Source organism: Pseudidiomarina marina, assembly GCF_003987045.1.
Classification (GTDB): domain Bacteria; phylum Pseudomonadota; class Gammaproteobacteria; order Enterobacterales; family Alteromonadaceae; genus Pseudidiomarina; species Pseudidiomarina marina.
Map to the genome: position 1 here is coordinate 322509 of NZ_PIPZ01000002.1, position 19836 is coordinate 342344.

Sequence of the window (19836 nt, forward strand, 5' to 3'; positions counted from 1 at the left end):
GCCGTACTGGCGTAAAACGTCAGTACGGCCGCGGATTTGGCACCAGTACACCGGAAGCCAGCAGTATCACGATCACCACAATGGCAATAGCTGAAAACAGCACACGTTGTCCCAAGTACTTTGTCATTGATGGTTTGGTCGGGTCGTTACGCAGCATTGCAAATAATGCACGAAACAAATTAACGACCATAAATAACATGAGTAGTACCAATATGATTTTTGCAGTAATGACCATCACAGCTTCCTATCGAGTAATTGTGGGCAGGGTTTACCATGCGTAAAAGTAAACTCATTGCGACAGTGCTCACTGTGCTGGCAATTACAATTTTGGTCAAGCTTGGATTCTGGCAACTTGACCGCGCCAATGAAAAAGAACAACTCTTCGCCGACTACGAAGCTCGGCAATCCACTCCGATAGACCTGAATCATTCAGATGAACCGTTCAATGATATCGTCCGCTATGCTGAAGTGTCCGTCGCAGGTACATTTTTAGAAAACTACTTACTACTTGATAATCAAATATTGGAAGGCCAGGCGGGCTACCAGGTTATTGGCCTCCTTGACGTTGAATTCCCAGCCGGTCGCAGCGGCATTGTGATGGTAAACATGGGCTGGGTGCCTTGGGGGCAAGACCGACAGCAACTGCCGCAGGTAGCACTCCCTCAAGGTAAAGTAACCGTCGACGGACTATTCTATAAGCCAGAGCTAACCGAAGTATGGGGGGCGGGAGAAACCTATGTTGAAGCCAATCGCTGGCCGGTTCGTGTTACCCAACTGGACGCCAAGGCAATAAGCGAAGCAACACAACTTCCCATTGAGCCCTATGTGGTGCTACTCTCAGAAACTGCTGAGTTTGGGTGGCCACGCCAATGGCAACCGCAAGTCATGACACCTTCAAAACATCGAGCCTACGCAATGCAATGGTTTTCGCTAGCGCTCGCATGTTTATTGGTATTTTGGTTTGCCAGCCGTTCCAAAAAAATAACAACAGAGGAATGACCATGACGAACGTAAAACGATCGCGAGCAACGCTAATTGGTGTCGTACTCGCATTTTTAATTCCTGTCATTGGCGCAAAACTCGTTCTTGATCAAAATTGGTATCAAGGCGCAGTGACAAACAAGGGCACCATGTTAGTGCCACCGATTGAGCTTGGCGATTTAAACTCAGTACTACCTGAAGGATGGCGTGTAGCCCTAGTTGATGATGGAAATTGCAGCGACGCATGCATGCAAGGGTTATATGCCATGAATCAATTAGATGTCGCCCTTGGCAAAGAGACCGACCGCGTTAACCCGATTCTTATTACCGCTACCGGTACCACGCTCGATTTAACCAACGTACCACTTGTAAAACATATCGAAAATGGCGATTTAGAACTTGCTGTAACCCAATTACCTGCTCATAACCTCTTCATTATCGACCCGCTTGGTAATGTGGTGTTGCATTACCCAACGCATGCTGACGAAGAAGCAATGCGGGCGGAAGCGAAGAATCTACTCGCCGATCTTCGCACATTGTTGAAACTCTCAAAGGTAGGTTAGAGCTATGCGTACGTTTGTCAAAATCAGTGTTTTATTGGCATTTGTAGTGATTGTTCTTGGTGCGTATACGCGCTTAACCGACGCCGGCTTGGGTTGTCCAGACTGGCCAGGTTGTTATGGCGAGTTAACGGTGCCAAAAGATGCCGAGAAAGCCGTCGAGCTGTTCCCACACGCACCGCTCGAATCACAGAAAGCATGGAATGAAATGATTCATCGCTATGCGGCCGGAACCTTAGGCTTGGTAATTCTTGCTATTACAATTGCCGCATTTGTGCGCCGTCGTCACGACCCTTCCCAACCGGTTGGGTTACCCGTATTTTTGCTTGCATTAGTCACATTCCAAGCCGCACTCGGTATGTGGACTGTCACTATGAATTTACAGCCGTTGATCGTTATGGGACACCTGTTGGGTGGCTTTACGACCATTTCACTGCTGTACTTACTCCAATTGCGACTTGAACGCGTGCATATGCCACTAGGTGATTCGAAAATGCGGTCGCTACGCGGTTTTGCGCTATTCGCACTTATTGTCGTTTTCGGACAAATTGCGCTTGGCGGTTGGGTTGCCGCTAACTATGCAGCAATGGCATGCACCGAATTGCCGTTCTGCGAAGGTAATTGGGGTGAACGTCTTGATTTCGCCGGTGCGTTTTCTGTACCAGCAGCTGACACTTATCAATATGGTGCGCACGATTACGCTGAGCGAATGACGATGCACGTTGCACATCGGTTTGGCGCGTACTTCACCACCGTTGTAGTCGGACTTCTATTGTGGCTAGGCTATCGTCGCACTCAAACCCAAGTCATTCGCAGCAGTTTAAATTGGGTAGCGGTGGCACTGGTGGTGCAGTTAGCGCTCGGTTTTAGCAACGTCATTTTCATGTTGCCACTGAAAGTCGCTGTTGCACACAACGCAGTTGGCGCCTTACTACTGCTCAGCTTAATTGGATTAAATTATAAGATCGCTCGCAATGCATGAGCGGCGGGGTACGGCAGATGACAGAACAAGTACAACTAGCAAGCGCCGATGAAGCGCTTGCCGCAACCTATAAAAAACATGCCAGCTGGCGTGACTATTTAACCTTAACCAAGCCGAATGTGGTGCTACTGCTATTGCTCACGGCCTTGGTAGGCATGTGTTTAGCCTCTCCCACTTGGGTGCCGTGGCAAATTATGGTTCCTGGTCTGATTGGAATCGGCTTCATGTCTGGTTCTGCCGCTGCAGTGAATCATTTAGTTGACCGACATATCGATGCACGCATGGCTCGCACCTTGCGACGTCCGCTTCCATCAGGTGCCTTGTCGCCTCGCCGCGTATTAACCTTCGCCGCAGTGCTTGGCGCGTTAGGTTTTGCGGTTTTAGCTCTTTGGGTCAATATGCTAACGGCTTGGTTAACACTTGCTAGCCTAGTGGGCTACGCCATTGTTTACACCATGTACCTGAAGCGTGCGACACCGCAAAATATTGTCATTGGCGGTCTCGCTGGCGCGGCACCACCACTGTTAGGGTGGACCGCAGTCACCAACGAAATTCACCCGTTCGCAATATTACTGGTGATGATTGTGTTCACGTGGACGCCGCCGCATTTCTGGGCTTTAGCAGTTCACCGTGCGAAGGATTACGCGAAAGCTGATATTCCAATGCTGCCGGTCACGCATGGCATCGAATTCACGAAAACATGTATTCTGCTCTATACCATTTTATTAGGTGTGGTGTGCTTGTTACCGTACATTATTGGTATGTCGGGTGTTATCTATTTGATTGGCTCAACCATTCTAAGTATTTGGTTCTTAGTTTACGCGTGGAAGTTGAAGTTTTCGCCAAGTAAGTTAACCGCTTTTAATATGTTCAAATTCTCAATTTGGCAGTTATTCGGATTATTCATTCTTTTGTTAGCGGACCACTACTTAGTCACGCCAGCGTTTTAAATACATTTAGATTTCGGAGTAAGCGGTATGCAAAAACTACTCATTAGCGTTGTTGCCCTCATTGCCTTGGTTGCTGGTGTGGTTATATACAACACGCTACCCAAACCGCAGCCTCAGGCGCTAGTTTATGACCCGCCGCGTGCACTTGAATCGTTTACACTGGAAAGTTCTTTAGGTCGTGATGTCACTAACGACAACCTAAAGGGCCAATGGACCTTGCTATTTACGGGCTATACCTTTTGCCCCGATATTTGCCCAACAACAATGGCCGATCTACGCAAAGCCCTACCGCAACTCACAAAGCATACCGAGTTACCGGTACGCGTATGGATGATTTCGGTTGACCCACAACGTGACACAGTGAAACGCGTTACCGATTACGCTTCATTTTTTGGAGAAGAGTTTGTGGGTATTCGTGCGGAGCATCCACAGCTATATCCGTTTGTGAATGGCCTTGGTTTGATGTATTCGATTCCTGAAGAAGGCGAAACTGACTACTTAGTGAACCACAGTGCGGCCATTGTTTTGGTCAACCCTAATGGCGAACGCCAAGCGATTTTTAAAGCTGAACATGTGATGGGCGAAGTACCAACCGTGAACATGGACACCATGGCCACCGACTTCGCCATCATTGCCTCGAGCTTTAACTAATCGGGCCAACGGCCTTTTTGATCAGCGCGAATAAATGGGTGCGAATACCAATAAAAGCGCCCTTGCTGTGAGAAACTCGGCACCGTGCAATTAACCCGCGAACGACCAACTGGAAGTTCTTTTTTAAGTTGCACGGTGAACGTATTACCTTCCCATTGCGGTTGCAAAACATCGCCGCCAGCAAAGCAATTCATCTGATTTGGATTGAAATCATCAATCGAAGTGACTTCGACACGAAATGACGGAGTAACTTCATCCGGTGCCACCAACATCGCTTTAGGTTCGGCCGAAACAAGCGGTAATCCTAAGCTTTTCAGCTTGGTCGCTAAGCTTTCAAGATTTGCGTACTGCGCTGAAGCCGGAAAACGCGGTATTGCGGTGCTTGGACTATGCTGCGTCCACGGGCCTGAGTGCTGACCAAAGGCAATAAAGCCATGCTCTGCCAACATTTCTTCTAATGCCACATCATATTCACCATACGGATATGCAAACTGCCGTGGCTGCTCGCCCAATTGTTCATCAATCTCCGCTTGCGCATCGAGCACATCAGCTAACACGCGCTCGCGCCATGCTTGCTCTGTTTCGTCTTGATGGCGCCAAGTCATGTGCCAATGACTGTTTGAGTGATTGGCAATATGCGCGCCATACTTTTGCAATTCGCGCAATTGTTCCCACCCCATATATTGTGACGAAGCTTCCCGCATCAACTTCGGATTCACAAAAATCGTGAACGGATAATTGTATTTTTTAAAGACTTCGAGTCCCTCGCGATAAACATTGCGCCAGCCATCATCTATGGTAATTGCCGCGGTATATTCCGGTACTGACTTACCGTTCTCGAAGCGTTGTTGAATTTCAGCTAATGATAACACCGTAAAATTGTTTTCTTTCAGCCAAGCGAAATGAGCTTCAAGCTCTTCGGCTGTTACCGAAGTGACGCGCGGTGTATCATCACCAATATGATGATATTGAAGAATCGCGACGCTACTTGGAGCAGCCCATGCGACGCTACTTAATAGTGCGAATAAGAAAATCATGAAACGCATTCAAAAACTCCCCTCTTGGTTGGGCAAACGTGCTGATCATCGCACTATTTTTGCCATTGCTTTGCCGATGATCATATCAAATATTGCGGCGCCGTTATTGGGTTTAGTCGATACCGCTATTATTGGACATCTGCCTGACTCTATCTACCTAAGCGCAGTTGCTCTTGGTGCAATGGTTGTTAGCTTTGTTTACCTGCTCGCTATCTTCTTACGGATGACCACTACGGCAGAGATCGCTCATGCATTTGGTGCTGAGAATCACCACCTTGCGCAACGGGTAGTGGTGCATGGTGTCGCCATAGCGATGGGTCTTGGTCTGCTGCTTCTGTTGGCTCGTCCTTGGCTGATTGATTTAGCTTGGCTGGTCATCAATCCAGAACCAGAGCTCCAACACTATGCCGCCCAATATATCGGTATTCGCCTCTGGGCGGCGCCTGCAGCACTGATAAACTTACTGGTTCTCGGCGCTTTGCTTGGCCGCCAACAAAGTCGCTTAGCCATGATATTGGTAATTTTTACCAATGCGGTCAACGTCGTTGCTGACGTTATCCTAATTATCGGGCTTGAACTGAACGTACACGGCGCTGCATGGGCTTCCGTGCTTGCCGAAATTTCGACAGCGGCACTTGGATTATGGTTCATTCGTGATTTGCTTCCAAAGCCCGCTTATTGGCGTATCACCCCAGCGTACTTCAAACAATTCGCTGCCATGAACCGTGATGTTTTCATTCGTTCGTTGTTACTGCAACTGTGTATGGCGGTTATGACTGGCTATGCGGCGCGCTTTGGCGCGGTCGTGGTAGCCGCCAATGCTGTACTGATGCAGTTTTTAATGCTCATCTCATTAGGATTAGATGGCATTGCTTATGCGGTTGAAGCATTATTGGGCGCCGCCCGGGGTAGAAAAGATGTCACAAAAATACGTTATTGGATGCGTTTGTCGCTGATCTGGTCGGTGTTATTCGCTATCGCTTATTGCATCATTTTCGGGATAGCGGGTACACAGATTGTGCGATTGCTTACTGATTTAAGCGATGTGATTCAGGTTGCCGAAATGTATTTGCCATGGCTAGTCGTCATGCCACTGCTTGGACATTGGAGCTATTACTTTGATGGCGTTTATATCGGCTTGGGCTTAACACGTGCGATGCGTAATACCATGGCGGTTAGTGTATTGGGTGTGTTCGTGCCCGTGTGGTTGATGAGTCAATGGTGGTTTTCAGAAAGCAATGCCAACCACGGCTTGTGGTTGGCATTGAGTTTGTTCCTATTAGCGCGAGGTGTAAGCCAGTGGCTCTACCTACGCTATAAAGGGCTTACATTGCTGGTGCAAGATCATCCATCAAAATGAGCTGTGGTGGTAAGCCGCCACCAGTGGCATCAACCGCAACAGCGGTATAAACACCGTTACCTTCCAAGGTAAGCTCAATTGGCCCGATTGCCGCTGTTTGAGTACCCGTTGCGGTAACTGTTACAAAGTACGTACCTGGTGTTAGTGCAACGTAACCAGTTGATACTAAAGCCGCGGCATTAAATGGCACGTCAGTAAACGCAGGCGTTGCATCCGTTAAATCATCGGTTGCTGTCACATAAATATCAACGTTACCTGCACTTGGCGAGGCGTGCACTAACTGCACTTGTGCTGCCGTTGCAATGCGACGCGCGTCGTCCTCAACAACCGCTAAGGTTAGTGACGAATCACCTAATTCACCGACCGCATATACGCTAACACGTTGGCTTTCAGCGAGCGCCAACTCTGCGTCATCAATTACCACTGGCGTGCCACCTGCGGCAGCAACATCAACTAAGTAAGTATCGCCTGGCAAGTTAATGAAATCGGTAAATTCTAAGAAGGCGAGGTCTGCTACCGCAGGTGTCTCGGCATTGTTTACCGTAATATCAACTGCCGGTGCATCGGCGCTAGCATGAATAATGCGCAACTCGCCACCAGCATCCGCTGAAGCAAGAATTTGTGCACTTTCACCATCCGCTACCTGCAACATGACAGGTGAATCACCAGTACCGGTGTTGGTTACAGCAGCCACAACCAAATCAGCACCAGCAGCTAAGTCTAACGCGCCACTATCAAATACCACGGCACTTGCATCACCAGCTGCAGTAATACGCACTTGGTATTCACCTTCTGGCACATCTAATTGCGCCGTGTAATCGGTGAATTCAAGGGTTGCAGCTGGTTGTTCGGCGCTTAAATCAGCGTCAACTGCTGTGAGGTAAACATCAACCGCCGGAGCATTTGGCGCGGCGTGCACCACCTGCAAGCGGAAATTACCATCTGGAATATCTGAGACTGGGTTTTCAATAACAAGCGGGGCGATGGTTTCGTCAGTGACACTACCAACGGCGAAAATTTCGTAACGGTTATCACCACCGAATTCGAGATCCGCCGGACCAATAACTGTCGCAACGCTTTCGTCAGGAAGAATACCATCCACTTGAATGCTGTAGGTACCCTCTTCAAGCTCAAGTACGCCTGATGAAGCACCAAACGGCACAGCTTCAAGCGCTGCCGTACCATCAACAAGAACGTTGACATCAGGTGCGTCAGCAACCGAGTGATGAACACGCACATACGTCGACGCTGGTGGCGGCGGCGGTGGTGTTACGGTATTATCGGGGGTGTCGTTATCGCTACCGCAAGCAGCGACTAAAACTGCTGCTGACAGCGCGAGACCAAGTTTTGTGATCCCATTCATGATTTAATCCTCATTGTGTGTATAGGCAAATCACACTACGAAGAAAGAATTAGAATGGGATCACTCTCAAAACTTATACAAGATTAATTTTTACACAAAATTAATAGTACGAATGTTCGCCAGGCTGGTGCTCTGTAACGTCTCGAACGCCATTTAACTCACCAGGAAAGCGCTGTACAAGTTCCTTTTCAATACCTTCTTTCAAGGTTACATCAACCATACTACAACCATTACAGCCACCACCGAATTGCAACACGGCAATGCCGTCATCAGTAATATGGTTGACTGCCACTTTACCGCCATGGTTGGCTAATTGCGGGTTAATTTCTGATTGAATCACATATTCAACGCGCTCAATTAACGGTGCATCGTCTGCGACTTTTTTGGCCTTGGCATTGGGTGCTTTTAAGGTTAACTGTGAGCCAAGATCTTGTTCTTCAAAATCAATGACCGCATCAATTAAAAATGGTGCACTGCCTGAGTCAACCACAGCGTCAAAACCGCTAAACGGCAACAACTCATCATCCGGCTCAACCGCATCTGGCGGACAATATGAAACGCCACACTCAGCTGACGGGGTACCCGGGTTCACCACGAACACGCGGATATTAGTATTATCCGGCTGATCGGCAAGTAGCTTGCGAAAATGTGCTTGAGCACTTTCTGTAATACGAATCATGGGTTAACCACCTCACTGCTATACCTGAGTAATTTAGTAAGGTATATCTTATCGCAAATTTCGCGCATTGCATAGTAATCAACTTGGGAAGAGCAACAGATTTTGTTAGCTTCGGGAGATTCATTTTCGCGATGCAAGATAGGAAAACCGTATGGCTCGTATTATTTCGATTGCGCTTGTTTGGTTACTGACCACGGCAACAGCCGCAGCAACCACGTTAGACGACTATTTACCAAAAGATGTCACCTATAACCCTGATATTTCGACACCACAAGAGGTACTCGGGTATGAAGTAGGTGAATGGCATGTTCGACCTGAGCAATTAGTGCGTTACATGGAAGTATTGTCAGAACAATCTGACCGCTTCTCGTTTGAAATTACGGGCTATACTCATGAACGTCGCCCGTTGGTGTTGGTTACGGTCACCACACCAGAAAACCATCAGAATATTGATGAGCTACGCGACGCGCACATTGCATTGTCTGATCCAAACCGCAAAGGCGACCCAGACAAGGCACCTCTTGTTTTATACATGGGTTACAGCATTCACGGTGACGAGCCGAGCGGCAGTAACTCAGCGCTGCTATATGCCTACTATCTAGCCGCCGCACAAGGCGATAAAATTGAGCAAGTATTAAAAGACACCATTATCTTACTCGATCCGAGCTACAACCCAGACGGTTTAGCGCGCTTTGCGCAATGGGCGAACCAACACAAGAGTCAGAATCTTGTGAGTGATACTCAGCATCGTGAGCACGTTCAACCGATGCCTCGCGGCCGTGTTAACCATTATTGGTTCGACCTCAACCGTGATTGGCTGCTGTTACAACACCCAGAATCACGCGCTCGCATTGCTAACTTCCAAAAATGGAAACCGAATGTATTAACTGATTTCCATGAAATGGGAACCGACAGCACCTTCTTCTTCCAGCCAGGCATTCCTTCGCGTAAAAACCCGAATACGCCAGATGAAAACGTCAAGCTGACGCAAACCCTGGCCGAGGGCCACGCAGCAGCGCTTGATGAGCAAGGCCGTTTATATTTTACCGAAGAGGCGTTTGATGACTTTTACGTGGGTAAAGGTTCAACCTACCCAGACGTTCAAGGCGCGATTGGTATTTTGTTTGAGCAAGCATCAAGCCGCGGTCACGCCCAAGATTCGATTAATGGCGTTTTAGAGTTCCCGTTCACTATTCAAAACCAGTTTACGACTTCGTTAACTAGCATGTATGGCGCGCATGCCAACAAGCGTTGGTTTAACGATTATCAGCAACGTTTTTATGACGATGCCATGGCGGCAGCAGATAAGGCTGGCTTCAAAGGTTATTTGATTGGTGATTCAACCGACCCAGCACGTGTAAACGAGATGCTTAACGTACTGTCACAGCACGGTATTAAAGCCTATGCGTTAACCGATACCATCAAAATTGATGGCACAACTTATCCTGCAAATGAAAGCTACTATGTGCCGCTTGCTCAAGAGCAGTACGTATTAATTCGCGCCATTTTTATGGATCAGCAAAGCTTCAAAGACAACACCTTCTATGACGTATCAGCGTGGACATTCCCACATGCGTTTAATGTGAACTTTGATAAGTTTGACGGTTGGCGTATTAAAACCTCTGAGACGCCATGGCAAAAGCCTGCCTCGCAGCAAGTTGAGCTGGCGCAAGACGCCTATGCTTACGCGTTTGAGTGGCACAATTACTTCTCGCCGCGTACCTTAAACCGCTTGCTGCAAGCCGGTGTACATGTGCGTCAGGCCAACCAAGAATTTACCGCAAAAACAACCGACGGCGACTACACGTTTACACCAGGCACCGTTGTTGTCACACGCGCTTATCAAGAACATGATTGGGCCGATGTACAAGCGAAATTGGCCGAGATTGCAACCGATAACCAAGTGAAAGTTCATGCCATTACTTCAGGTTTAACGCCCCGTGGTATGGATCTCGGTAGCCGCAACTTGTCACCTGTAAAACCTGTTAACGTCATGATGGTTGTCGGTACCGATGCCAATATGTACGAAGCGGGTGAAGCTTGGTATTACTTAGACCGTCACGTTGGTATTCCAGTATCAATGGTTGATACCGACCGTTTGAACCGCTCAGATTTGAGCCGCTACACCCATATCATTATGGTTGACGGCCGTTACTCTAACCTAAACAAACGTAGCGCCGATATGCTCCGTAACTGGGTCAATAACGGTGGTGTCATTATTGGCCAACAAGGCGGCGCGAAATGGTTAAGTGAGCATGACATTCTTGGTGCGAAGTTCGTCGAAGCCAAAACCTTCCGCGAAGCGTTTAAACAAGAAGACTTGAGCTATGGGGATATGGACGATTTTTATGGCGAACGTCGCCTTGCTGGTGCCATTTTTGAAGTGCAGCTAGATATCACGCACCCACTTGCATTTGGTTACCCGCGTGCCAATCTGCCGGTATTTAAAGACAGCACCAACGCCATGGTTGTGCCTGAGCAACCCTTTGTTACTGTCGCCAAATACAGTGAGAAAGAGCCGCTGTTAGCTGGCTTCACCGCCAAACCAAACCGTGAGGTTTTAGCTGACAAAGCTGCCATTGTCGCGCACCGTAAAGGCTCTGGTCGTGTCATTGCTTTCGCTGATGACATGAATTTCCGTGCCTTCTTCTATGGCAGTGCAAAATTACTGAGTAATGCGATTTTCTTAGCACCTGAGGTTCGACCCACCTTAAGCGATGAAGAAAATGCAGAAGCGGCGGCTGCAGAAGCAGCCGAAGCTGCTCACGCGCACTAATCCTCCCTATCTGGTTGATGCGGCTCGGCGTACGCCAACGCCCACGCATCAACCACTTTGGCCCCGCGTCGCATCAACGCATCGGCTGCCGCCGACATGGATGCGCCGGTGGTCAACACATCATCAATAATCGCCAGTTTTAAGCCGCTCACATCCCGACTGCAATGCATACTGCGATGCATATTCTGCCATCGTTGAGCGGCACCTGCTTGGTGTTGTGCCCCATCATCGTCTCGAATTCGGCGCAATAAACCGGTGGCTACTGGTAGCTGCAGCAACGGCGCGACTTGGTGGGTAAGTAAACCGGCTTGGTTATAACCGCGCTGACACCAACGCTTGTAGGTCATTGGCATCGCTACCAACATATCTGGCCAGGCATCCGGTTGTTCCCGGTAACAATGCTGCACTTGAGCGGCAAGAAAAGGCGCAAGAATACCGGCAAGTTCTGGACAACGCTGAAACTTAAAACGATGCACTAAATGTTGAATATCTGGCTGCCAACGAAATGCAGCGAACCAATAACGACCTAAAGCTAATTCAGGGCGTTGGCAGCGCCAGCGCAAACAGGCCGGTGGTAAACGCGGAAGATCATGCAGACACACTTGGCATAAGCCACTGGTCTCCGCAATACGTAATGATTGATCACACAACCAGCAATACCCTAACATAGACGCATCCTTTCGCAGTGATAGAGAATTTAAAATGGTAGCTTCGGTTTGGCGTGCCGTCAGGGGCACAGGGACGGATATTGTTGTACTCCATGGCTGGGGCTTGAACGCCAATATTTGGACACCAATTGTGGCGCCATTGGCACAAGTAGGCACGCTGCACCGCTTCGATTTGCCGGGTTATGGCGAATCGGCTTGGCCAGAAGACATGCCGTTGAATTTTGACAATCTCTGCGAGCTGACTTTAGCCGCGTTGCCAGAACGTTGTCATTTAATTGGCTGGTCACTCGGGGGGCTAGTGGCTACCGAATTGGCGTTGCGCTACCCAGAGCGCTTTTATAGTTTAACCACGGTGGCGTCGTCGCCTTACTTTCCTTCGCAGAGTGGGCCTGCTGAAAACGATTGGCCAGGTATTGAGCCACATGTGTTAAACACCTTCGCCAAGCAACTTAGCAAAGACTTCAAGCGCACGGTCGAACGGTTTTTGGCGCTGCAATCGCTGGGCTCACCGCATGCCCGCGAAGACGTCAAACAAATTAAAGAATGGTTGTTTGCTAAACCGATGGCATCAGTGGAGGTTTTGGATGCCGGTTTAGATATGTTGGCGAGTGTCGATCTCCGCTCGCGCCTGCCCGAATTAAAGGTACCCTGCTTGCGCATGTATGGAAAACTCGACGCGCTCGTGCCCAAAACAGTCGCTGAGCGCGTTAGTGAGTGGCTACCTGAGAGTGAGTGCTATGTCGCCCCCAAATGCAGTCACGCACCGTTTATCAGCGATCCGGAGGGCTTTATTTCGCACTTAGTGCCATTCCTACAACGACATATGCCTTAGCGCTGACAGCTCGGGCAATAAACCGTGCTACGTTGTCCGAGCCGTATTTCTTTTAATCGACCAGAACACGCCATACATAATTTGCCACCACGCCCATACACCATCAGCTCCTGCTTAAAGTAGCCCGGCTGCCCATCCACTTGGGTGAAGTCTTGCAAGGTGGTGCCGCCTTGTTCAATCGCTTTGGCAAGCGTTGCCTTAATAATCGGAACAAGTTTTTGATAACGCTGTTTGCTGACTTTGCCTGCGGCGCGTTTCGGATGGATGCCGGCTTTGAATAGTGATTCATTAGCGTAAATATTCCCCACGCCAACCACCACGTGGTTATCCATAATAAAGGTTTTTATCGACTGCTGGCGACCACGCGAAGCCGCAAACAAATAGTCGGCATCAAAGACGTCGGTTAATGGCTCAGGGCCGAGTTCACAGAGTAGCGGGTGCGCTAAACTCGGATGCTCTTTCGAATAGAGCCAGCAGCCAAACCGACGTGGGTCGTTAAAGCGTAAACAGAAGCCCGACGTCAGCACCAGATCAACGTGGTCATGCTTAACCGTTGGGGTCTCTGCCGGCACCACGCGCAATGCACCGGACATGCCTAAATGCACGATCACATAACCTTTTGAAGTGTGCAGAATTAAATACTTCGCACGGCGCTCCACCTGGCTAATATGCGCCCCGCCCAACTGCTCTAATTCTGCCGATACCGGCCAACGCAGGCGATGATCACGAACAATGACGTGACTAATTTCTTGATTCTCAAGGTGTGGCGCTACGCCACGTCGACTCACTTCAACTTCAGGTAATTCAGGCATACTCTATCCACAGTGGCTTGTGTTTATTCATTGGCTACATTATATTCGCGCAACGTTTGCTTGCCGCAGTTTCAGCGACAACGATATCGATACGCAACAACGCATCTTGGAGTTTAACGGCATTGACAATTTTGGCTCCTGTACAGCTTGACGCCAACGCATTTCGTACCTCCGCCATTGATTTTGACCAACTCGCGGAGCGCGGTTATGTGGTGGTGCCGAACTTTCTAGAAGCGCCCTATTGTCAGCGTTTGTTTGATTATGCGCAATCGTTGCAAGCGTCTGATTGGCAACAAGCTGGTATTGGTCGAGCCGATCAATACACCACCAACACTGCCGTACGCCAAGATAAAATTCGTTGGTTGCAGCGTGATATTGAGCTTGAGCGCGCTTACTTAACCATGATGGACGATTTACGCCTGCAAGTGAATCGTGAATTGTTCATGGGCTTATTCGATTACGAGTGCCATTTAGCCCACTATCCACCCGGTGCGTTTTACCGTAAACATCTTGATGCATTCAAAGGACGCAGTAATCGTATTCTTACCACCGTATTTTATTTAAACCCAGAATGGCAGGAAGCCGATGGTGGTCAACTGGTAATGTATGGTGAGCGTGGTAACGTACTCGAAACCATACTCCCAGAAGCAGGCAAATTAGTTGTATTTTTAAGCGACGTCTTTGTGCATGAAGTATTAGCTGGCAATCGTGATCGCTTCAGTATAACCGGTTGGTATCGACACAACACGAGTATCAACGGGGTGATTGATCCGACGCGTTAAGGTTTGGAATTTCAGGCACAAAAAAACCCAGCCAAGCTGGGTTTTTTGTGCTCAGAAGAAGCTTACTTAATTTTAGCTTCTTTGAAAACCACGTGCTTACGAACCACTGGATCGTATTTTTTGATTTCCATTTTTTCTGGCATGTTGCGCTTGTTCTTGTCGGTAGTGTAGAAGTAACCAGTACCGGCAGAAGAAACTAGACGGATCTTATCACGCATGGTTTAGCTCCTTACACTTTCTCGCCACGAGCGCGCAAATCTGCGAGCACCGCGTCGATACCATTTTTATCAACAATACGCATACCCTTAGTAGAGATACGCAACTTAACCCAACGCTTTTCTGATTCTACCCAGAAGCGGTGAGATTGCAGGTTCGGCAGGAAACGACGCTTGGTCGCATTGCGCGCGTGAGAACGGTTATTACCGGTAACCGGACGCTTTCCTGTAACTTGACATACTTGTGACATCGTTTATTTACTCCAAAATTGCTTCAAGCTCGCCTGTCGCCCATCGCGGCCTTGCCTTGAATCCGAGGGCGCATTTTATACAGCAAATCGGCCCGGCAATCAAGTGATCGCTGATATTTTTTGATCTTTCTGATCCTGTAAACGGCGGCGCTACTTTACTACAAGAGTCCGCGTTCGGCAAATGAAACTGGTGTTCCAGCGCCAATAACGAAGTGATCCAGCAAGGCAACGTCGATCATACTCAAGGCCCGCTTGAGTCGCTCGGTAACTCGCTGATCCGCCTGACTTGGCTCAGCGACCCCTGATGGGTGATTATGGGCGAGAATAACGGCAGCTGCGTTATGTTGCATGACTAATTTAATAATTTCCCGCGGATAGACCGGCGCCGCATTGATGGTGCCTTGGAATAATTCCACGTATTTTAATAAGCGGTGTTGGCTATCGAGTAACAACACCACAAAAATTTCACGTTGCTGGTGTCGTAGTTGCGCGGTTAAATAGTCTCTCACCATGGCGGGTTGGGTAAAACCATCGTCACGACGTAACTGCCAAGCCAAATAGCGTCGCGATATCTCCATCACCACTTGGAGTTGCATGACGCGGGCAGGCCCCAACCCAGGTTGCTCCATCAAGGTTTCAGCGCTCGCCGCTAACATACCACCCAGACCATCGAACTCACTAAGCAGATCGCGGGAATACGCCACTACGTCTTTGCCGCGAATACCAGTGCCCAATAAAATAGCCAACAATTCAGCGTCGGTTAAGGTCGCGACACCTAATTCAGCCATCTTCTCACGCGGCCGTTCCGCTACAGGCCAATCCTTCACACTCGCCATGATCGCTCCTTGATCTTTGAAATGAACCGATTATTTGAACCGATAAATTAGCACAGCCAAACTGGCTCTTTTGCGAATTACGATTCTATTCGCTCGGTTGTGCGGCAATCACTGAATGTTGAGTTGGCGAAAATTTGTATATCGCGCAATTTTCGTATTCGTGGTAGTGTAAAAAGAGTTTAAAGGTAAGGACTTACTATGAGTACAAGCCCCAATCAGCCGTTACTTGGTCGCCGCATTCTGCTTGGTATAAGCGGTGGCATTGCTGCGTATAAAACTCCAGATTTAGTACGCCGATTAAAAGATTACGGCGCCGATGTGCGCTGTGTACTGACCCAAGGTGGTCAGGCGTTTATTACACCGCTGACGCTACAAGCGGTATCTGGCAACCCAGTGCATCACGATTTGCTTGATCCTGCGGCTGAAGCCGCTATGGGCCACATTGAATTGGCGAAATGGGCCGAGCTGGTATTCATTGCCCCAGCATCAGCGAATACATTAGCGCAACTTGCTCATGGGCACGCTAGCGATCTACTAAGCACGTTATGTTTAGCGACTGCTGCGCCTGTTGCCGTCGCACCGGCCATGAATCAACAAATGTGGGCGCATGCTGCAGTGCAAGCTAATTGCGACTTGCTACGCCAACGTGGTGTGAACGTCGTTACTCCGGCAAGTGGCGCGCAGGCATGTGGCGACGTCGGTGCTGGTCGTATGCCAGAACCTCTCGAATTACGTGAGGTTATCTGCAGTTTGTTGCTTCCGCAAAACCGTGAACTAGCCGGCAAGCATATTGTGGTTACCGCTGGCCCGACGCGCGAAGCCATCGACCCAGTGCGCTACTTAAGTAATCACAGCTCTGGGAAAATGGGATTTGCACTCGCGGCAGCAGCACAAGCCATGGGTGCGCAAGTAACCCTGATTGCTGGCCCCGTGAACTTAGCAACGCCGACCGGCGTGACGCGAGTAGATGTGGTGAGTGCCGAGCAAATGCATACCGCAGCGATGCAGGCAGTCGACAATGCGGATGTATTTATTGGCTGTGCGGCCGTTGCCGACTATCGACCCGAGCAAGTAGCCGATAGCAAAATCAAAAAATCAAATGATGGTATGCAAATAACGCTGGTACGTAATCCGGATATTCTTGCGGATGTAGCAGCGCGCACCAAAGCACCATTTACCATCGGTTTTGCCGCAGAAACAAACAATGTTGCACACTATGCCCAAGATAAGTTAGCGCGCAAAAAACTCAACATGATTGCCGCCAACGACGTAAGCGACAGTAGTATCGGCTTTAATAGTGACGACAACGCGATGATTCTATTCTGGCGTGATATGAACAACACCGTGCAGCAGCAAGCGCTTGCACGCGCCAGCAAATCAACCATCGCCCAACAAATTCTGCAACAAGCAGCAAAGCTTCTATCGAACAACCAATAACGACTAACTAATAACGATCAACGACAAACAGAAGGAGTTTTGCGTGGCCGCGAAACAAGACCGAAAACAAGAAATATTAGCAGCCTTAGCAACCATGCTAGAAACCGGCCCGGGACAACGCATTACCACGGCTCGTTTAGCCAGCGAGGTGGGCGTATCGGAAGCCGCGCTGTATCGTCACTTTCCGTCAAAAGCGAAGATGTTTGAAGGGTTAATTGATTTCACCGAAGACGCCATTTTGTCGCGCATTAATCAAATTCTTGAGAACGAAAAAGACACTGTCACCCGCTGTGAAATGATTGTTCGCTTGGTGTTGACCTTCGTTGCTCGTAACCCTGGTATCACTCGAATTCTTACTGGTGATGCATTGCTTGGTGAACACGAGCGCTTGCGCGGCCGCGTACTTGGCATTTTCGAGAAAGTAGAAGCCAACCTGAAGCAAGTATTGCGCGAACGCCGTTTACGCGAGCAAGTGAGAGGCGGTTTAGATGAAGGGATGTTAGCGAACTTAGTGATGGCCTATGCCGATGGTAAAATCACCCAGTTCGTTCGCTCAGAGTTCAAACGTTCACCAACTGAGCACTTTGATGAGCAATGGCAAACCATCGCTCAACAGTTACTCAGCTAACTCAACGGTTATTCAGAAGTGCGTGCCCGGCTCAGCAAGTTAATTGCAGCTTGCTGAGGCGTGGTGTCACCATATAAGACATCGTAAAGTTGCTCACAAATTGGCATTTCCACGCCATGCCGCTTCGCTAATGCAACTACTTCGCGTGTATTGCGATAACCCTCGACTGCTTGGCCAATTTCTTTCATCGCTTGCTCAACCGACTTCCCCTGCCCTAAAGCAAGACCAAAGCGACGGTTTCGCGATTGGTTATCGGTACAAGTGAGAATCAAATCCCCTAAGCCGGCCATGCCGGTGAAGGTTTCTGGCTTCGCGCCGAGTTTTAAGCCAAGCCGCGTTAGCTCTGCTAAACCACGCGTAATTAATGCCGTACGTGCGTTGGCCCCAAACCCGATACCATCGGCCATACCTGCGCCAATCGCAATCACGTTTTTAACTGCGCCGCCAAGCTGTACGCCAATAAAGTCATCATTGGTGTAAACACGGAAACTGCGGTCGCAATGCAATAATTCGGAGAGCTCTTCAACAAACTGCGGGTCGGTAGATGACATCGAAATTGCCGTAGGTAACCCTTTGGCCATTTCCATCGCAAAGGTCGGCCCAGACAACACCGCTAGCGCGTGTGAATCACCAAGAATTTCCTGCGCCACCTCAAACAGTAAGCGGCCAGTTTCTGGCTCTAAACCTTTGGTTGCCCATGCCACGCGCGCATCTGGCAACAAGCTAGGTTGCATATCTTTTAATACCTGTGCAAATGCACTGCTCGGCACCACCACCACAATATTCTTGCAGTCAGCAACAGCTTCCGCTAAATCGGCAGTCACATGCAGCGTGTCAGGAAGTTGAATGCCAGGAAGGTAACGCGTGTTCTCGCGGGTTTTCGCCATGGCTTCGATTTGTTCGACGTCACGGCCCCACAAACAGGTATGTGTGCCCTTACGAGCAAAACAAAGTGCTAGGGCAGTTCCATAGGAACCGGCGCCTAGCACTGTTACTTGCGAATTACGCATAGATTGCGCTGATATTACGCGTCAGCTTGGGCAGCTTGTTGCTGCTGTTGCTGTTGTTGAACGTGTTGTGCGAATACCGCATCAAAGTTAACTGGCGCTAAGTTCAATTGTGGGAACGTTGCACGGCTAACTAAGCTTGATAAACACTCACGTGCATATGGGAACAAAATGTTCGGGCAGAAAGCGCCTAACAAATGAGCACGTTGACCTTCTTCAATTGCATCAGAAACTGAGAAGATACCTGCTTGATGAACTTCGCCAATAAATGCAACCGTCTCACCAATTTTGTTGGTTGCCGTTACTTTAAGAACAACTTCATAAACACCGTCGTCAATTTTGGTGTTTTTCACGTTCAAATCTAAGCTCAGTTCAGGTTTCCATTCTTGACGGAAAACTTCTGGTGCATTCGGCGCTTCAAAAGAAACGTCTTTGGTATAAATGCGTTGAATTTGGAAAGCTTGTTGCTGTTGCGCTTCGTCTTGAGCGGCGCCGTTTACTTGCTGTTCGTCAGCCATTTTAATACGTCCTATTACTGAAAGTTACACTTATTATTTTTTAACCAGTGGGAAACTGGCGCCCTGCCAGGCTGAGATTCCACCTTGAAGTACGGCAACATTCTCAAACCCAGCTTTGCTAAGCGAAGCTGCTGCTGAACGAGCAGTCATTCCTGTTGCACATACAACCACGATGGGGGCAGATTTGAATTTCTCAAGAGGCTGCACCTCATTTTTTCGAATCTTGTCGGCAGTGACATGAAGTGCGTCTTGAATGTGGCCTTTACGGTACTCGTCCACTGAACGAATATCAACAAACACACCGTCGTTTCGGTTGACCAACAAAGTGGCTTGCTGTGGCTCTAACAATTTAACTTTTGAGGTTGCGCCTTTCACATAACTGACAATTATCGCGATCAGAAGGATAACCCACAACAGGCTCATAAAGTAGTGGTCCATCGCGAAAGCGAGAAGTTGATCCATGGGGTTGCCTACTCCAATTGAAAAAAACAAGGCACAGAGTATACCGACT

General features: G+C 48.9%; 23 protein-coding genes. 11 read left to right on the plus strand and 12 right to left on the minus strand.

The window, feature by feature from the left end:
- Positions 1-19: 19 nt before the first annotated feature.
- The gene (locus tag CWI76_RS07160) at positions 20-235 is read right to left on the minus strand and encodes a DUF2909 domain-containing protein (protein WP_126759657.1); all 216 of its coding nucleotides are present in this window, start codon (positions 233-235) and stop codon (positions 20-22) included.
- A gap of 38 nt (positions 236-273) precedes the next feature.
- On the opposite strand from CWI76_RS07160, the gene CWI76_RS07165 reads away from it, so the two are divergent.
- The 5 genes from CWI76_RS07165 to CWI76_RS07185 are packed head-to-tail and all read left to right on the plus strand — an operon-like array spanning position 274 to position 4124.
- A complete protein-coding gene (locus CWI76_RS07165; protein ID WP_126759658.1) occupies positions 274-999 on the plus strand; it encodes an SURF1 family protein in 726 nt (241 codons plus the stop codon).
- A gap of 2 nt (positions 1000-1001) precedes the next feature.
- Entirely contained in the window at positions 1002-1544 is a 543-nt protein-coding gene (locus tag CWI76_RS07170) for a hypothetical protein (protein WP_126759659.1), read from the plus strand.
- A gap of 4 nt (positions 1545-1548) precedes the next feature.
- Positions 1549-2523, plus strand: a complete 975-nt coding sequence (locus CWI76_RS07175) for a COX15/CtaA family protein (protein WP_126759660.1) — start codon at positions 1549-1551, stop codon at positions 2521-2523.
- A 17-nt stretch (positions 2524-2540) separates the two neighbouring features.
- Positions 2541-3473, plus strand: coding sequence for a heme o synthase (cyoE, locus tag CWI76_RS07180; protein WP_126759661.1), 933 nt, complete (start codon positions 2541-2543; stop codon positions 3471-3473).
- Positions 3474-3500: 27 nt separating this feature from the next.
- The gene (locus CWI76_RS07185; protein ID WP_126759662.1) at positions 3501-4124 is read left to right on the plus strand and encodes an SCO family protein; all 624 of its coding nucleotides are present in this window, start codon (positions 3501-3503) and stop codon (positions 4122-4124) included.
- Here the strand turns inward: CWI76_RS07185 and CWI76_RS07190 are convergent.
- Positions 4121-5170: a polysaccharide deacetylase family protein gene (locus CWI76_RS07190; protein ID WP_126759663.1), complete on the minus strand. Its 1050-nt coding sequence runs from the start codon at positions 5168-5170 to the stop codon at positions 4121-4123. The two genes, CWI76_RS07185 and CWI76_RS07190, sit on opposite strands and share 4 nt — an antisense overlap.
- Here CWI76_RS07190 and CWI76_RS07195 point away from each other — a divergent pair.
- Positions 5160-6521 carry an MATE family efflux transporter gene (locus tag CWI76_RS07195; RefSeq protein ID WP_126759664.1) on the plus strand — a complete coding sequence of 454 codons (1362 nt, stop codon included), beginning with the start codon at positions 5160-5162 and terminating at the stop codon, positions 6519-6521. The genes CWI76_RS07190 and CWI76_RS07195 overlap by 11 nt on opposite strands.
- On the opposite strand, the gene CWI76_RS07200 is transcribed toward CWI76_RS07195, so the two are convergent.
- Both CWI76_RS07200 and nfuA read right to left on the minus strand, forming a co-directional pair.
- A complete protein-coding gene (locus CWI76_RS07200) occupies positions 6487-7884 on the minus strand; it encodes a DUF4397 domain-containing protein (protein ID WP_126759665.1) in 1398 nt (465 codons plus the stop codon). The two genes, CWI76_RS07195 and CWI76_RS07200, sit on opposite strands and share 35 nt — an antisense overlap.
- Positions 7885-7984: 100 nt before the next feature.
- A complete protein-coding gene (nfuA, locus tag CWI76_RS07205; RefSeq protein ID WP_126759666.1) occupies positions 7985-8563 on the minus strand; it encodes a Fe-S biogenesis protein NfuA in 579 nt (192 codons plus the stop codon).
- Between the two features lie 151 nt (positions 8564-8714).
- Between nfuA and CWI76_RS07210 the strand changes: the two genes are divergently transcribed.
- A complete protein-coding gene (locus CWI76_RS07210; RefSeq protein ID WP_126759667.1) occupies positions 8715-11339 on the plus strand; it encodes a M14 family zinc carboxypeptidase in 2625 nt (874 codons plus the stop codon).
- Here the strand turns inward: CWI76_RS07210 and CWI76_RS07215 are convergent.
- Positions 11336-12007, minus strand: coding sequence for a ComF family protein (locus tag CWI76_RS07215; protein WP_126759668.1), 672 nt, complete (start codon positions 12005-12007; stop codon positions 11336-11338). The two genes, CWI76_RS07210 and CWI76_RS07215, sit on opposite strands and share 4 nt — an antisense overlap.
- A 34-nt stretch (positions 12008-12041) precedes the next feature.
- Here CWI76_RS07215 and bioH point away from each other — a divergent pair, with 34 nt between their 5' ends.
- Positions 12042-12839 (plus strand): pimeloyl-ACP methyl ester esterase BioH, encoded by a 798-nt coding sequence (bioH, locus tag CWI76_RS07220; protein ID WP_126759669.1) that lies wholly within the window; start codon positions 12042-12044, stop codon positions 12837-12839.
- Here the strand turns inward: bioH and mutM are convergent.
- On the minus strand, positions 12836-13651 hold the full coding sequence (mutM, locus tag CWI76_RS07225; protein ID WP_126759670.1) for a bifunctional DNA-formamidopyrimidine glycosylase/DNA-(apurinic or apyrimidinic site) lyase: 816 nt from the start codon (positions 13649-13651) through the stop codon (positions 12836-12838). The genes bioH and mutM overlap by 4 nt on opposite strands.
- 122 nt (positions 13652-13773) lie before the next feature.
- On the opposite strand from mutM, the gene CWI76_RS07230 reads away from it, so the two are divergent.
- Positions 13774-14433 (plus strand): 2OG-Fe(II) oxygenase, encoded by a 660-nt coding sequence (locus tag CWI76_RS07230; RefSeq protein ID WP_338068858.1) that lies wholly within the window; start codon positions 13774-13776, stop codon positions 14431-14433.
- A gap of 62 nt (positions 14434-14495) precedes the next feature.
- Here CWI76_RS07230 and rpmG read toward each other — a convergent pair whose 3' ends face one another.
- The 3 genes from rpmG to radC form a co-directional block, all read right to left on the minus strand.
- Positions 14496-14651 (minus strand): 50S ribosomal protein L33, encoded by a 156-nt coding sequence (rpmG, locus tag CWI76_RS07235; RefSeq protein WP_092857736.1) that lies wholly within the window; start codon positions 14649-14651, stop codon positions 14496-14498.
- An 11-nt stretch (positions 14652-14662) separates the two neighbouring features.
- Entirely contained in the window at positions 14663-14899 is a 237-nt protein-coding gene (rpmB, locus tag CWI76_RS07240) for a 50S ribosomal protein L28 (protein ID WP_092857738.1), read from the minus strand.
- Positions 14900-15057: 158 nt separating this feature from the next.
- The gene (gene radC, locus CWI76_RS07245; RefSeq protein ID WP_126759671.1) at positions 15058-15735 is read right to left on the minus strand and encodes a RadC family protein; all 678 of its coding nucleotides are present in this window, start codon (positions 15733-15735) and stop codon (positions 15058-15060) included.
- Positions 15736-15933: 198 nt separating this feature from the next.
- Between radC and coaBC the strand changes: the two genes are divergently transcribed.
- Both coaBC and slmA read left to right on the plus strand, forming a co-directional pair.
- Complete coding sequence (coaBC, locus tag CWI76_RS07250) at positions 15934-17172, plus strand: bifunctional phosphopantothenoylcysteine decarboxylase/phosphopantothenate--cysteine ligase CoaBC (RefSeq protein ID WP_126759672.1); 1239 nt, start codon at positions 15934-15936, stop codon at positions 17170-17172.
- Between the two features lie 43 nt (positions 17173-17215).
- Complete coding sequence (gene slmA, locus CWI76_RS07255; protein WP_126759673.1) at positions 17216-17800, plus strand: nucleoid occlusion factor SlmA; 585 nt, start codon at positions 17216-17218, stop codon at positions 17798-17800.
- A gap of 8 nt (positions 17801-17808) precedes the next feature.
- On the opposite strand, the gene gpsA is transcribed toward slmA, so the two are convergent.
- From gpsA to CWI76_RS07270, 3 genes are read right to left on the minus strand one after another with little or no spacing between them, the layout of a single operon-like run.
- Positions 17809-18810, minus strand: a complete 1002-nt coding sequence (gene gpsA / locus CWI76_RS07260; protein ID WP_126759674.1) for an NAD(P)H-dependent glycerol-3-phosphate dehydrogenase — start codon at positions 18808-18810, stop codon at positions 17809-17811.
- A gap of 14 nt (positions 18811-18824) precedes the next feature.
- Positions 18825-19325 carry a protein-export chaperone SecB gene (secB, locus tag CWI76_RS07265; protein WP_126759675.1) on the minus strand — a complete coding sequence of 167 codons (501 nt, stop codon included), beginning with the start codon at positions 19323-19325 and terminating at the stop codon, positions 18825-18827.
- Positions 19326-19358: 33 nt separating this feature from the next.
- A complete protein-coding gene (locus tag CWI76_RS07270; protein WP_126759676.1) occupies positions 19359-19787 on the minus strand; it encodes a rhodanese-like domain-containing protein in 429 nt (142 codons plus the stop codon).
- Between the last annotated feature and the right edge of the window lie 49 nt (positions 19788-19836).